The sequence below is a fragment of the Streptomyces sp. NBC_01261 genome, from assembly GCF_036226385.1.
In the GTDB taxonomy this organism is placed as follows: Bacteria; Actinomycetota; Actinomycetes; order Streptomycetales; family Streptomycetaceae; genus Streptomyces.
Genome location: NZ_CP108463.1, coordinates 4,379,653 through 4,394,344, shown reverse-complemented (window position 1 = coordinate 4,394,344; position 14,692 = coordinate 4,379,653). Strand labels below are relative to the sequence as shown.

Below are 14,692 nucleotides of genomic sequence, written 5' to 3'. Positions count from 1 at the left end.
TCACTCTCCGGGAGTTCGCCGCAATATGGCCACGCGCCACGACATCCGCAACGTCGCCATCGTCGCCCACGTCGACCACGGGAAGACGACCCTCGTCGACGCCATGCTGAAGCAGGCCGGTGCCTTCGCCGCGCACGCCGCCGAATCGCTCGACGACCGAATGATGGACTCGAACGATCTGGAGCGTGAGAAGGGCATCACGATCCTGGCCAAGAACACGGCCGTGAAGTACCACCCGAAGGATGGCGGCGACGTCATCACCATCAACATCATCGACACCCCGGGCCACGCCGACTTCGGTGGCGAGGTCGAGCGCGGTCTGTCGATGGTGGACGCGGTGGTGCTGCTCGTCGACGCGTCCGAGGGCCCGCTGCCCCAGACCCGCTTCGTGCTGCGCAAGGCGCTCCAGCAGCGCCTGCCCGTCATCCTGTGCATCAACAAGACGGACCGCCCCGACTCCCGGATCGACGAGGTCGTCAACGAGACGTACGACCTGTTCCTGGACCTGGAGGCGGACGAGGAGCAGATCGAGTTCCCGATCGTCTACGCCTGCGCGCGTGACGGCGTGGCCTCGCTGACCAAGCCCGAGAACGGCACGGTCCCGCAGGACAGCGACAGCCTGGAGCCGTTCTTCACCACGATCCTGTCGCACGTCCCGGCCCCCGAGTTCGACGAGGCCGCCCCCCTCCAGGCGCACGTCACCAACCTGGACGCGGACAACTTCCTCGGCCGTATCGCGCTGCTCCGCGTCGAGCAGGGCGAGCTGCGCAAGGGCCAGACCGTCACGTGGATCAAGCGTGACGGCACGATGTCCAACGTGCGCATCACCGAACTGCTGATGACCGAGGCGCTCACCCGCAAGCCGGCCGAGATGGCGGGCCCCGGTGACATCTGCGCCGTGGCCGGTATCCCGGACATCATGATCGGCGAGACCCTCGCCGACCCCGAGAACCCGATCGCGCTGCCGCTCATCACGGTCGACGAGCCGGCGATCTCCATGACCATCGGTACGAACACCTCGCCGCTGGTCGGCCGCGGCGGCACCGGCAAGGGCGCCTCCGCGAAGGCGGCCGTCAAGGACCGCAAGGTGACCGCCCGTCAGGTCAAGGACCGCCTGGACCGCGAGCTGGTCGGTAACGTCTCGCTGCGCGTCCTCGACACCGAGCGTCCCGACGCCTGGGAGGTGCAGGGCCGCGGTGAGCTGGCGCTGGCCATCCTGGTCGAGCAGATGCGCCGCGAGGGCTTCGAGCTGACCATCGGCAAGCCGCAGGTCGTCACCCAGCAGGTCGAGGGCAAGACGTACGAGCCGGTCGAGCGCATGACGATCGACGTGCCCGAGGAGCACATGGGCGCGGTCACGCAGCTCATGGGCGTCCGCAAGGGCCGGATGGACAACATGTCCAACCACGGCTCCGGTTGGGTCCGTCTGGAGTTCGTCGTCCCGTCCCGCGGTCTCATCGGCTTCCGTACCGAGTTCCTGACCGGGACGCGCGGTACGGGCATCGCCCACTCCATCCACGAGGGCCACGAGCCGTGGTTCGGCGTGCTGACGACCCGTAACAACGGTTCGCTGGTCGCCGACCGCGCGGGCGCCGTCACCGCGTTTGCGATGACGAACCTCCAGGAGCGCGGTGTGCTGTTCACCGACCCCGGCACCGAGGTGTACGAGGGCATGATCGTCGGCGAGAACTCGCGCGCCGACGACATGGACGTGAACATCACCAAGGAGAAGAAGCTCACCAACATGCGCTCGGCCGCCGCCGACTCGTTCGAGGCGATCGTCCCGCCGCGCAAGCTCTCCCTGGAGCAGTCCCTGGAGTTCTGCCGCGACGACGAGTGCGTCGAGGTGACCCCGGAGGCCGTTCGCATCCGCAAGGTCGTCCTCGACCAGAAGGAGCGCGGTCGCTCCGCGAGCCGCGCCAAGCACGGCTGACGCATACGATCGCAGGCCGTTCGAGGCGCTGATACCGGCCAACTGAGCCCGGGCACCCCCATCTTGGGGGTGCCCGGGCTTTTTGCAACCGAATTACGCCCCGCTTCCCGAGACGGTCTGTCCGTAATGCGGAGATCCTCGCCCGATAGCCATGTAACAAGTCCGTTTCGTGGCCTTCTCGCATCGAACAGTTTGTCCATGTTTTGGAAGATGTACGGGCGAGCTGTGACTGAATTGAGATTTAAAGACAGTGGTCGGCACCTGGCACATGGCAGATAGTTAGCCGCGTAGCGCTCGGGTCAATGGGTCATCGCGCCGTGGGGACGGCGCCGACTCGCGAGCACCAGGGGGTGTCTGACCCTCCGTCAGGGGTGACGGAGGAAAGACGTGAACCCCCTCCTGTTGGTGAATACGTGGAGTCATGAGGAGGAGCCCCATGCGTGGTGTCACGAACGCCAGGTGGGACACGCCGTCCGTCGGTAGCAACTTCGCCCGCCCATACGGAGATTGGCTCTGAGGAGTCGGCCGGCGGTCTAGTGCCGCCGTCCAACTACGCGCGTCCGGCTGCGGGATCTCCCGCCGCACCGGGACGCACCGGACCTCTTTCCTAGCTCCGAACGGTGATCGCGCACACCCTGCGCCGGTCGCCCGCTCGGCACACCCACACCTGTGAAATGGGCGAACAGTGACAAGTCCTATCGACATTGAGGGCGGCGGAACCTCGGTCGTCGTCGACGGCGAACCAGGGCCGCAGGCGGAACCCGAGGCCAAGAAGATGGAGGGCCGGTCGCCCGGCCAGCTGATGTGGATCCGCTTCAAGCGCGACCGCACCGGCGTCGTCTCGGCCTACGTCGTGGCCTTCTTCTTCCTCGTCGGGCTCCTCGCACCACTGATCTCCAAGCTGTACGGCAAGGACCCGTACACCGTGTACGCGGACGAACGCCCCGACCTCTTCGACAGCGCGGGCGTCCCGCTGCAGCCCAACGGCGGGATCAGCAGCCAGTTCTGGTTCGGCCTCGAACCGGGCAACGGCTACGACGTGTTCACCAAGCTCCTCTACGGCATCCGCACCTCGCTGATGATCTCCGTCTGCGTGACGGTCGCGACCGTCCTCACCGGCATCCTGCTCGGCGTCGCGGCCGGCTACCTCGGCGGCAAGTCCGACTACTTCATCAGCCGGGTCATCGACTTCCTGCTGGCCTTCCCCGCCCAGCTGTTCTTCATCGCCAGCATGCCCGTCGTCGTGTCGCTCTTCGTGAGCCCGACCGACGAGACACCGACGTACGTCCGGGTCGTGGCGCTGATCGCGGTGCAGTGGTTCCTGGGCTGGATGAGCCTCGCCCGCATCCTGCGCGGCACCAGTCTGGCGCTGCGCGAACGGGAGTTCATCGAGGCGGCCCGGGTCAGCGGGGCCTCGCCCTGGCGGATCATCAGCCGGGAGATCCTGCCGAACGTGGTCACGCCGATCCTCGTGCAGTCCACGTACATGCTTCCCGGCTTCGTGACCGCCGAGGCCGGACTGTCCTACCTGGGTGTGGGCATCGTCGAACCGACGCCGGACTGGGGACAGATGTTCTCCAAGGCGTCCACCGAACTCGTGATGTCGAACGACATCACCTACATGTTCTTCCCGGGTGTCTCGATGATCATCTTCATCGTGGCCTTCAACCTGCTCGGGGACTCGGTCAGGGACGCCTTCGATCCCAAGACGGCACGCTGACCGTCCGTTGGTGGGCCTCCGCGCCCGGACACCGCACGGCAACACAGCACAGCAATCCAGCACGGCGATCCAGCACGGGAATTCCTTTGTGCACTGGTGACACACAGATGGGTGGAAACTGAGTGATGAGTAGGGGCGGACGCCACGTATACGCCGCGCTCTCCGTGCTCGCGGCCGGGGCTCTTGTGCTCACCGGTTGCAGCAAGGGCGGCAGCGACGCGAGCGACAACAACAAGCAGGACAAGGAGAACGCGTCCAGACAGCAGAAGTCGATCAAGTTCGGCGACACCGCGGACTCCACCGGACCGGCCGCGGCCGTACCGGGCGCCAAGCCGGGCGGTTCGATAGAGGTGCTCCAGCGTGACAGCTACGCCCACCTCGACCCGGCTCAGATCTACGTCTCGGACGAGGGCTCGCTCGCGACCCTGATCCACCGAGGTCTCACCGGCTACAAGACGACCACCAGCGACGGCAAGGGACACGAGGTCGTCGGCGACCTCGCCACCGACTCCGGTACCACCACGGACGGCGGCAAGACCTGGAAGTACACCCTCAAGGACGGCATCAAGTTCGCCGACGGGACGCCGATCACGTCCGCGGACTTCCGCCAGACCTTCGAGCGGCTCTTCGCGCCCTTCATCAACCAGGGCCCGTCCTACCTCCAGCAGTGGCTGGCCGACACCTCCGGTGCCGACTACCGCAAGCTGCTGCCGGACGGCCCGTACAAGGGCAAGCACCTGCCGAGCAGTGTCCTGGAGACCCCGGACGCCAAGACCATCGTCTTCCACTTTAAGACCCCGCACGCCGACCTGCCGTACGCCCTGGCCATGGCGGGCTACGCCGTCGTCTCCGCCAAGGGTGACACCCAGGCCAAGTACGACAAGTCGCCGGTGACGAGCGGCCCGTACAAGATCCAGTCGTTCAAGTCCGGCAAGTCGATGGTGCTCGTGAAGAACACCAACTGGGACCCGAAGACGGACCCGATCCGCCACCAGTACGTGAACCAGTTCAACTTCACGTTCAACCAGCAGTTCGAGACGTCGACGAAGGCGCTCCTCGCCGACAGCGGCGCCGACCAGACCGGCATCAGCTTCAACAACCAGGTCGACGCGGGCAACCTGTCCAGCGTGCTCAAGGACCCGAAGCTGAAGGCCCGCACCATCTCCGGCTACCAGCCGTACGTGGGGCAGATGAACATCAACATGAGCCACCCGGCCATGAAGGACAAGACGGTCCGTGAGGCCATCGCCTACGCGCTGCCCATCACCCCGTTCGTCCGCGCCTTCGGCGGCACCGACGCGATGGAGGTCGCCGGCGGTCTGATCAGCCCGACCGTCTCCGGCTACGACGCCGCGTTCGACCCCTTCGGCAAGAAGAAGAAGCCCGCCGGTGACCCGGTCAAGGCCAAGGAGCTGCTGAAGAAGGCCGGCAAGCTCAACATGAAGCTGACCTTCGGCTACACCAACACCCCCGAGGGCCAGCAGTACTCCACCGCCATGGCGGCGGGCCTGAAGAAGGCCGGCTTCAACGTCCAGCGCCAGGAGATCCCGGCCGAGACCTACTACGACCAGGTCTCCAAGCTGGACAACAACTACGACATCTTCCACACCGCGTGGGGCGCCGACTGGCCGTCCGCCTCGACCGTCATCCCGCCGCTCTACGACGGACGCGGCATCGCCGACGGTGCGCAGAACTACTCGCAGGTCAACGACCCCAAGGTGAACGCCGACATCGACGCGGCGAACAAGATCACCGACCCGGTCAAGGCCGCGGCGGCCTGGGAGAAGATCGACCAGTACCTGGTGAAGGACATCGTCAACGTCGTCCCGACCGCGTACTACAAGCAGACCCAGATCGCCGGCTCCAAGGTCGGCGGCCTCGTCTACGACGACGTCATCGGCGGCGTCGACCCTCGACGCCTGTTCGTCAAGTAACCGCCGTCCGTCCGGCACCCGTTGCGTCCGTCCCTCTCCGGGGCGACGCACCGGGTGCCGGACGGCCCGCCGACGTCAGAGAGCTGCCCCTGTCATGCTGCGCTTCCTCTTCCGCCGGTTCCTCGGCGCCGTTGTCATCCTCTTCCTGCTGAGCATCGTCACGTTCCTGCTGTTCTTCGGGATGCCACGCGACCCGGGCCTGCTGATGTGCGGCAAGACGTGCAACCCGACCAGCCTCGCGAACATCCACCACGTGCTCGGCCTCGACAAGCCGATCAGCACGCAGTACGGGATCTTCCTGAAGAACCTCGTCATGGGCAGCAGCGGTTTCGCCCAAGGGCCCTGCCCCGCCCCGTGCTTCGGGTACTCGTACCACACCAACGACCTCGTCTGGGCCACCCTGATCGACCGGCTGCCCACCACGGTCTCGCTCACCCTCGGCGGTGCCTTCTTCTTCCTGCTCATCGGTCTCGGCACCGGCCTGCTCGCCGCCTGGAAGCGCGGCACGATCATCGACAAGACGGCCACGGCCGGGGCGATGGTGCTGAGTTCGATGCAGATCTACTTCCTGGGACCGCTGGCCCTGGCGCTGCTCGTCTACCAGACCCACATCTTCGACAAGCCGGCGTACAACGACTTCACCGCGAACCCGATCAGCTGGTTCGCGGGGCTGATCATCCCGTGGGTCGTGCTGTCCACGATCTTCGCCGCGCAGTACACCCGTATGGCGCGCTCGGCGATGATCGAACAGCTCCAGGAGGAACACGTCCGTACGGCCAAGGCGAAGGGCATGTCCCGCAGATACGTCTTCTTCCGCTACGCCTGGCGCGGTTCGCTGATCCCCATCGTCACCATCTTCGGCATCGACCTGGGCGCACTGCTCGGCGGCGCCATCATCACCGAGTACACCTTCAGCCTGCCGGGCCTAGGCAACCTCGCGGTCCAGGCCGTGTTCTACAGCGACCTGCCGCTGCTGCTGGGCGTGATGCTGTTCTCCGCCACCATGATCCTTCTCTTCAACATCATCGTCGACGCCTGCTACGCCTTCATCGACCCGCGCGTGCGGCTGGCCTAGGAGCACTCGTGACCACATTGACCAAGGAAGCCGGAGCTCCCTCGCCGGCCGATGCGGGTGCCTTTCTCTCGGTGCGGGACCTGCACGTCAGCTTCAAGACCGAGGACGGCATCGTCCGCGCCGTCGACGGTCTCTCCTTCGACGTCGAACGCGGCAAGACGCTGGGCATCGTGGGGGAGTCGGGCTCCGGCAAGTCGGTCACCAACCTGACGATCCTCGGCCTGCACAACCCGATGTTCACCACCGTCGAGGGCGAAATCCTGCTGGACGGCCAGGAGTTGACCACGGCCCGCGAGCCCGAGATGGAGAAGCTGCGCGGCAACAAGGTCGCCATGATCTTCCAGGACCCGCTGACCGCGCTCTCCCCGTACTACACGGTGGGCCGCCAGATCGCCGAGCCGTACATGAAGCACCTGGGCGCCTCGAAGAAGGTCGCCTGGGCGCGCGCGGTGGAGATGCTCGGCAAGGTCGGCATCCCCAACCCGAAGGAACGGGCGAAGGACTACCCGCACCAGTTCTCCGGCGGTATGCGCCAGCGCGCGATGATCGCCATGGCGCTGGTCTGCGACCCGGACCTGCTGATCGCCGACGAGCCGACGACGGCCCTCGACGTCACGGTCCAGGCCCAGATCCTCGACCTCCTGAAGGACCTCCAGCAGGAGTTCGGCTCCGGGATCGTGTTCATCACGCACGACCTCGGCGTGATCGCCGACATGGCCGACGACATCATGGTGATGTACGCGGGCAACGCGGTGGAACGCGGCTCGACGAACGAGGTCCTCCGCTCACCCCAACACCCCTACACCTGGGGCCTGTTGAACTCCATGCCCCGCCTGGACTCGGACCTGAGCGCGCCTCTGGACCCGATCCCCGGCGCCCCGCCCTCCCTCCTGAACCCGCCCTCGGGCTGCCGCTTCCACCCGCGGTGCACCTTCCAGGACCGGGTCGGCGGCACCCGCTGTGTCACCGAACGCCCGCTGCTCGCCCCCGACCGCGCCTCCGCATGCCACCTCACGGCGGACCAGAAGCGCAGCATCTTCATCGAAGAGATCAAGCCCCGACTGGGCTAGGAGGAGACGTCATGACAGAGGACCTCGTCCTGCCCGCCCCGCGCGACGCGGTACCGGAAGCCTCCGGCGACCCGTTGCTGGTGGTGGAGGGCCTGACCAAGCACTTCCCGGTGAAGGGCGGCTTCCCGATCCGTCGTACGGTCGGCGCCGTCCAGGCCGTCGACGGCATCGACCTGACCGTGCACGTGGGGGAGAGCTTCGGCCTGGTGGGGGAGTCGGGCTGCGGCAAGTCGACGACGGGCCGCCTGATCACGCGCCTGCTGGAGCCGAGCGCGGGCAGCATCACCTATCGCGGCCAGGACATCACCCACGCCTCCCGCAGACAACTGGCCCCGATCCGCTCCGAGATCCAGATGATCTTCCAGGACCCGTACTCGTCGCTGAACCCGCGACAGACGGTCGGCAAGATCATCTCGGGCCCGATGGAGATCAACGGCATCCAGCCGGAGGGCGGCCGCGAGAAACGGGTCCGCGAACTCCTGGAGATCGTCGGCCTCAACCCCGAGCACTACAACCGTTTCCCGCACGAGTTCTCCGGCGGCCAGCGCCAACGCATCGGCGTGGCAAGGGCGTTGGCCCTCGAACCGAAGCTGATCATCGCGGACGAACCGGTATCGGCCCTGGACGTCTCCATCCAGGCACAGGTCGTGAACCTCCTCCAGGAGGTCCAGAAGGAACTCGGCATCGCGTTCCTCTTCATCGCCCACGACCTCGCAGTCGTACGACACTTCTCGCACCGCGTGGCGGTCATGTACCTCGGCAAGATCATCGAGGTGGGCGACCGCGACTCCATCTACACCCGCCCCCGGCACCCGTACACCCACGCCCTGCTCTCCGCGGTGCCCGAGGTGAACCTCGGCGACAACGAAACAGCCGGCCGCGAACGCATCCGCCTCGCGGGCGACGTACCCTCCCCGATCTCACCGCCCTCGGGCTGCCGCTTCCGCACCCGTTGCTGGAAGGCCCAGGACAAGTGCGCGACCGAGGAACCCCCCCTCATCCAGATCGAGGGCAACCGCCCCGCCCACCTGACGGCCTGCCACTTCCCGGAAGAACCGACGATCGAGAACCGGGGCGAGGACATCGTGCTGGACCCGGCGTTGGCCGCGCTGGAGGAGTCGCTGGAGGACTAGGAAGTTGCTCCGGCCTGAATTTCTAATGTGTCCGTTGGGCCGCCCGCTTCTTGGTCAGTGTCGGGATTGCGGGAGCCGAGTAAAGGGCGCTCCCTGCGGTCGCGTCGGCTGTGCCGATTTCGCTGCGCTCCACCCTTGACTCGTCTCCCGCAATCCCGTGGTGAGAAGCGAGCGGGCGGCCCCGAGGGATGGGTGGCCCGGGTACGCATCCCCCCACCTGTACTGCGTTCCGGGCCGGGGTGTGGGGGCGCGCTGCCGTCTCGCCAGCACGCCGGGCGGGCTCAGCGGCCAACCCCCGGCAGGTCGGCGGGTCGGTGGGTGGGTGGTTGCGGGAAGCCGGGGGTAAATCTAACCACCGTCGCAGGCTTTTACTGGTGAGAAATGACCCCGGCTTCCAGAGAAGAGTGGGCCGGGTCGAGGTCGGCGCGCTGGCGTCTGGCCTGCACGCCGGTTCGGCTCACCGGCCACCGGCCAACGGCCAACGGCCGGTGGGGGGCGGTGGAGGCTGTGGGTAAAACTAACCGGTGTGGTGTGCCGTTACCGGTTAGAGAAGACCCCGGTTTCCAGCGAGGGTGGGGTCGGGGGCGAGGTGGCGCGTCGGCGTCGCGCCCGCACGCGGGGTCCGCTCAGCGGCCACCGGCCGGTGCGGCACGCGGGGACCAACGTCACGGGCATCGGGTCCTGGTCGACAGGCTGTGGCTGATGGGCGGTTCCGGGCCGTAGGCATGGCGGAAGGCTCCGGACTCCGGACTGGTTCCGGGCGGCGGCCCGGGCGATGTCCTGGGGGGAGGAGGGGGGGTGGTCTGGGCGGTGAATCCCCGTCGACTGGTCTGCCTTCCCCGGGCCCTGGGGTACCCGGTCCGCAGCAATGTGACACTCGAAGCGGAAGTGTCACACTTCCCGGACCCACCTCCCCCCTCCCGACCCCGGCCTCCGGTCCCGCTTCCTCGGGAGGCCGGAGTCTTTCCTAACCGGCCAAAGGTCAGGACGGTGGTTAGATTTACCCCCGGCTTCCAGCAACCACCCACCCACCCAGGGTCGGCCGCTGAGCCGAGGCACGGCGTGCGGGCGAGACGACAGGACGCGCCCCCATGCCCCGTGCTCCCGTGTTCTCTCCACTCCACCGGCCGTTGGCCGCTGACCCGGCCCGGCGTGCAGGCGAGACGCGAACGCGCCCCGTCCCACCGGCCCGGATCCAACCACGAGCGGGCAGTCCCACCGCGCCTCCCCCCACCGGCGGGCAGACGCCGAGCCCTCCCAGCGCGCTGGCGAGACACGAACGCGCCCCCTCGCACCGTCCCGGATCAGCTCAAGGCGGCAGTCGCCACCGCACCTCCCACTCCACCGGCCGATAGCCGCTGAGCTGGCCTGGCGTGCTGGCGAGACGCGAGCGCGCCCCCGCGCACCGGCCCGGATCAGCCCGAGGCGGCAGTCCCCACCGCACCTCCCCCCCCCACCGGCCGATAGCCGCCAAACCAGCCCGGCGTGCCGGCGAGACGCGAGCGCGCCCCCTCGCACCGGCCCGGATCAGCCCGAGGCGGGAATCCCCACCGCACCTCCCACCCCACCGACGGGCAGCCGCCGAGCCGAGGCGGCCTGCTGACAAGACGCGGACGCGTCCCCTCACCCCGGCCCGGAACTGCCCAAGGCGGCGGTCACCACCCACGCCCCCCCACCGGGCGATAGCCGCTGAGCCGACCCGGCGTGCAGGCGAGACGCGAGCGCGCCCCTTCGCACCGGCCCGGAACGCAGTACAGACAGGGGCCCGCCCAGCTTGGCCACCCGTCCTTCCGGGCCGCTCGCTCGCTTCTGGAACGGGCTGGAGCGGCCCTAGTCAAGGGTGGAGCGCAGCGGAATCGGCGCAGCCGACGCGACCGCAGGGAGCGCCCTTTACTCGGGACACGGAAGCACGACACTGACCAAGAAGCGAGTGGCCCAACGTCCACTGGAAAGCGCCCTGGTTGTAGCTGACTTGATGCCCCGCAGATTCAGCGACGGTGATGATTTCAGGGCTGGTAGGGGTCAGCACCCCTCGTCCCCAGTCGCCGTACCGCTCCACAACAACGAACCCCGCCTCGCCGAGGAATCGCAGGGTGGTCCGGTCGACCCGCGGCCGTTCCCACAGGGCACCGTCAAAGGCTCGGTCTCGGTCTCGGTGAACGTGACCCGGTCGTCGGCAGGTGACACTGACTCGATCTCGTGCCCCATGCGTACGACCCCACCACGCCCGTCGGAGATCTCCCGCATCCGATCCGGCGTCCACATCTCCCGGCACGTAGGACGAGGCACAACTCCTCCTCGCCGAGCAGCACTTGGAAGGCGTGCCAGGTCATGACGGTGAGTTCGAACTCGCCGTGCCACTTCCGCGCTCGTAGATCTTCCAGGACCCATTCGACGCCGGGTTCATGACCTCGCGCCTGCGCAAGCATCACGTCGGCAGGATCGAGCTCCATCAGCCGCCCCCCGATGCACCTCTTGCCGGGACCCCACGGGTTTGAGGGTGTCGTACGGCTCGGCGAACAACTACCCGCCCGCCCGCCGCTCATGGCGAAGGCCCGCGCCTGGGTGGGCGCGGGCCTTCGTCCCCTGGATCGGACGTTCATGGGCTCGGGTCAATGGGCCGGTGAAAGTCCGTTCCTGAAGGGGGCGGCTGACTAAAGGGGTGTGTCAGGCCGCCGCCTCGGGGTCCTTGGAGAGACGGGGTGCCGGAACGGTGTCCGCCATCTCGGGGTAGTGGCACGCGGTCAGGTGGCCGGGCTTGTTGCCCTCGACCTGTACCAGCGGCGGAGCCTCCGTCGCGCACTTCTCCGTCGCCTTCCAGCAACGGGTACGGAAACGGCAGCCCGTGGGCGGGTTGATCGGTGACGGCACGTCACCGACCAGCCGGATTCGCTCCCGGGCGGGCGTCTCGTCCACCGTGGCCTCGGGCACGGCGGACAACAGGGCCCGCGTATAGGGGTGGCGTGGGTTGCCGTACAGGTCGTCGCGGTCGGCGATCTCCACGATCTTGCCGAGGTACATGACCGCGACTCGCTGTGAGAAGTGCCGGACGATCGCCAGGTCGTGGGCGATGAACACGAACGCGATGCCGAGTTCCCTCTGGACCTTCTGGAGCAGGTTCACGACCTGCGCCTGGATGGAGACGTCCAGGGCCGACACCGGTTCGTCCGCGACGATCAGCTTCGGTTCGAGGGCCAACGCGCGGGCGACACCGATGCGTTGGCGCTGGCCGCCGGAGAACTCGTGCGGGAAGCGGTTGTAGTGCTCGGGGTTGAGACCGACGATCTCCAGCAGCTCACGGACGCGGGCCTCGCGGCCGCCGGCCGGGTTGATGTTGTTGATCTCCATCGGGCCGGCCACGATCTTGCCGACCGTCTGCCGCGGGTTCAGCGAGGCGTACGGGTCCTGGAAGATCATCTGGATCTCGGACCGGATGGGCGCCAGCTGCTTGCGGCCCGCGTGGGTGATGTCCTGGCCGCGGTAGGAGACCTTGCCGCCGGTCGGCTCCAGCAGGCGGGTGATCAGGCGGCCCGTCGTCGACTTGCCGCAGCCCGACTCGCCGACCAGGCCCAGGCTCTCGCCCTCGCCGACCTGGAAGTCCAGCCCGTCGACCGCCTGCACGGCACCGACCGTTCGCCGGATCGGGAAGCCGCCCTTGATCGGGAAGTGTTTGGTCAGCCCGCTGACGTCCAGGAGGGGGTTCGCGTTGCTCATGATGGGAAGTCCCGTTTCTAGTACGTCAGTTGTGCTGGGCTACGGCGAGAAGGTCGGCGAAGAGTTCCTGGCGCTGCTGGGTGGTGAGGTGGCAGGCGGAGCCCCGGCCGTCGACCACCTCCAGCACGGGCCGCTCGCTGGAGCACAGTCCGCCCTCGACCTTCTCGGCGAAGGTGCAGCGCGGGTGGAAGCGGCAGCCGGACGGCGGATTGAGCAGCGAGGGCGGCGAGCCCGGGATCGGCATCAGCGGCACGTCGACCGGTCCTTCGAGGCTCGGCATGGAGCTGAGCAGACCGAGCGTGTAGGGGTGCTGCGGGTCCGTCAGCACCTCCCTCTTGGTGCCGCGCTCCACGCACCGGCCGCCGTACATCACGAGGACGTCGTCGGCGATGTCGGCGATCACGCCGAGGTCGTGCGTGATGAACACGATGGCCGTGCCGAACTCCTGCTGGAGGTCCTTCAGCAGGTCCATGATCTGGGCCTGGACCGTCACGTCGAGGGCGGTGGTCGGCTCGTCGGCGATCAGCAGTTCGGGGTCGCAGACCAGCGCCATGGCGATCATCGCGCGCTGGCGCATACCGCCGGAGAACAGGTGCGGGTAGTCGTCCACCCGGACCTCGGGCTGGGGGATCCCGACCCGCTTCAGCATCTCGATCGCCCGCTCGCGGGACTCCTTCTTGGAGGCACCGGTGTGCTTGCGGTACACCTCGCTGATCTGCTTGCCGACCGTGTGGTAAGGCGACAGCGAGGCCAGCGCGTCCTGGAAGATCATGGACATCTTGTTGCCGCGCAGCCGCTCCAGTTCCCGCTCGCTCGCGGTGAGCAGCTCCTTGTCGTCGAGCAGGATCTCGCCCTCGATCGCCGTACGGTCGCGGTCGTGCAGACCCAGGATCGTCAGGTTGGTGACGGACTTGCCGGAGCCCGACTCGCCGACGATGCCGAGCGTCCTGCCCTTGGCGAGGTCGAAGGAGAGCCCGTCGACGGCCTTGACGATGCCGTCCTCGGTGGAGAAGTGGACTTTGAGATCCCTGACGGAGAGGAAGGGCTGCTGATCGGTGCTCGTCACGGAGACGCTCCTGGGGGCGATGCGGGGGGTAGGGGGTACGGGCGGAGGGTCAGGCGAGCCGGATCCGCGGGTCGATGAAGGCGTAGGCGGCGTCGACGATGATGTTGAAGAACACGATCGCCGCGGCGGCCAGCACGGTGACGCCGAGCAGCATCGGCAGGTCGCTCTGGTTGACCGAGGTCACCGCGAGCCGGCCGATGCCCTGGAGGCTGAAGACCTGCTCGGTGATGATCGCGCCGCCGATGAGCGTGCCCAGGTCGATGCCGAACACCGTGACGATCGGGCCCATGGCGCCGCGCCAGGCGAAGCGCAGGAAGACGTTCGCACGCGAGAGGCCCTTGGCGCGGGCGGTGCGGACGTAGTCCTCGCTGAGCTGCTCGACGAGCTGGGAGCGGGCCATGCGGGTGTAGTTGGCGGTGAAGATGATCGACAGCACGATCCAGGGCAGCAGCAGGCCGGAGAACCACGAGACGGGGTTGTCGGTCAGCGGCGTGTACGAGGGCTGGTCGAGGATGCCGGCCTTGAAGACCAGGAAGTACAGCGCGAGGTAGCCGACGAAGTAGATCTGGAGCGAGGAGCCGAGCAGCGAGGCCGAGGTGGCGAACTTGTCCAGGAACTTGCCCTGCTTGAGCGCGGCGATCATGCCGGTGCCGACGCCGAAGACCAGGAAGATGGCGGCCGAGCCGAAGGCGAGCGAGAGGGTCAGCGGCAGCCGGTCCATGATCGTGCCGAAGACGGGCTCGTTGTTGGCGAAGGAGTAGCCGAGGCACGGCGCGTTGCAGTTTCCGAAGCCGCTGTAGTCACGCCCGACGAAGATCCCCTTCAGCCAGTACCAGTACTGGACCGGGATCGGATGGTCGATGCCCAGGTTGTGCCGGATCTGCGCGAGCGAGGCCGGCGTGCAGTTCTTGCCGCAGGACATCATGGCCGGGTCACGCGGGACGGCGTAGAAGAGCCAGAAGGTGATGGCGCTGATGATCAGCAGAATGACCAGCGCGCCGATCGTACGGCGGACAAGGAAGCGGAACATGGGGTCAGGACTCTCCG

The 14,692-nt window shown here is 67.5% G+C and carries 9 protein-coding genes; 6 read left to right on the top strand and 3 right to left on the bottom strand.

All coding sequences use genetic code 11. The features are described from left to right. Nucleotides 1-25 precede the first annotated feature (25 nt). The 6 genes from typA to OG226_RS18910 all read left to right on the top strand — a co-directional run bounded on the left by typA (nt 26) and on the right by OG226_RS18910 (nt 8,865). Nucleotides 26-1,933, top strand: coding sequence for a translational GTPase TypA (gene typA / locus OG226_RS18935; RefSeq protein WP_328679351.1), 1,908 nt, complete (start codon nt 26-28; stop codon nt 1,931-1,933). 685 nt (nt 1,934-2,618) lie between these two features. Then, nucleotides 2,619-3,653 (top strand): ABC transporter permease, encoded by a 1,035-nt coding sequence (locus OG226_RS18930; RefSeq protein WP_328679350.1) that lies wholly within the window; start codon nt 2,619-2,621, stop codon nt 3,651-3,653. Nucleotides 3,654-3,778: 125 nt separating this feature from the next. Then, complete coding sequence (locus OG226_RS18925; RefSeq protein WP_328679348.1) at nt 3,779-5,587, top strand: ABC transporter substrate-binding protein; 1,809 nt, start codon at nt 3,779-3,781, stop codon at nt 5,585-5,587. A 94-nt stretch (nt 5,588-5,681) separates the two neighbouring features. Next, nucleotides 5,682-6,662 carry an ABC transporter permease gene (locus tag OG226_RS18920; protein ID WP_328679346.1) on the top strand — a complete coding sequence of 327 codons (981 nt, stop codon included), beginning with the start codon at nt 5,682-5,684 and terminating at the stop codon, nt 6,660-6,662. 8 nt (nt 6,663-6,670) lie between these two features. Further along, complete coding sequence (locus OG226_RS18915; RefSeq protein WP_329349532.1) at nt 6,671-7,732, top strand: ABC transporter ATP-binding protein; 1,062 nt, start codon at nt 6,671-6,673, stop codon at nt 7,730-7,732. Between the two features lie 11 nt (nt 7,733-7,743). Further along, entirely contained in the window at nt 7,744-8,865 is a 1,122-nt protein-coding gene (locus tag OG226_RS18910) for an ABC transporter ATP-binding protein (RefSeq protein WP_328679342.1), read from the top strand. Nucleotides 8,866-11,532: 2,667 nt separating this feature from the next. On the opposite strand, the gene OG226_RS18905 is transcribed toward OG226_RS18910, so the two are convergent. Genes OG226_RS18905 through OG226_RS18895 form a run of 3 tightly spaced genes read right to left on the bottom strand, consistent with a single transcriptional unit; the run spans nt 11,533 to nt 14,675 of the window. Further along, on the bottom strand, nt 11,533-12,579 hold the full coding sequence (locus tag OG226_RS18905; RefSeq protein WP_328679337.1) for an ABC transporter ATP-binding protein: 1,047 nt from the start codon (nt 12,577-12,579) through the stop codon (nt 11,533-11,535). A 25-nt stretch (nt 12,580-12,604) separates the two neighbouring features. After that, on the bottom strand, nt 12,605-13,645 hold the full coding sequence (locus tag OG226_RS18900) for an ABC transporter ATP-binding protein (protein ID WP_328679336.1): 1,041 nt from the start codon (nt 13,643-13,645) through the stop codon (nt 12,605-12,607). A 49-nt stretch (nt 13,646-13,694) separates the two neighbouring features. After that, the gene (locus OG226_RS18895) at nt 13,695-14,675 is read right to left on the bottom strand and encodes an ABC transporter permease (protein WP_328679334.1); all 981 of its coding nucleotides are present in this window, start codon (nt 14,673-14,675) and stop codon (nt 13,695-13,697) included. Between the last annotated feature and the right edge of the window lie 17 nt (nt 14,676-14,692).

Excerpts from the sequence above, each read along its gene's own strand:
- typA (WP_328679351.1), top strand. The coding sequence starts at position 26 with ATGGCCACGCGCCACGACATCCGCAACGTCGCCATCGTCGCCCACGTC.
- OG226_RS18925 (WP_328679348.1), top strand. The coding sequence starts at position 3,779 with ATGAGTAGGGGCGGACGCCACGTATACGCCGCGCTCTCCGTGCTCGCG.
- OG226_RS18920 (WP_328679346.1), top strand. The coding sequence starts at position 5,682 with ATGCTGCGCTTCCTCTTCCGCCGGTTCCTCGGCGCCGTTGTCATCCTC.
- OG226_RS18910 (WP_328679342.1), top strand. The coding sequence starts at position 7,744 with ATGACAGAGGACCTCGTCCTGCCCGCCCCGCGCGACGCGGTACCGGAA.
- OG226_RS18905 (WP_328679337.1), bottom strand. The coding sequence starts at position 12,579 with ATGAGCAACGCGAACCCCCTCCTGGACGTCAGCGGGCTGACCAAACAC.
- OG226_RS18895 (WP_328679334.1), bottom strand. The coding sequence starts at position 14,675 with ATGTTCCGCTTCCTTGTCCGCCGTACGATCGGCGCGCTGGTCATTCTG.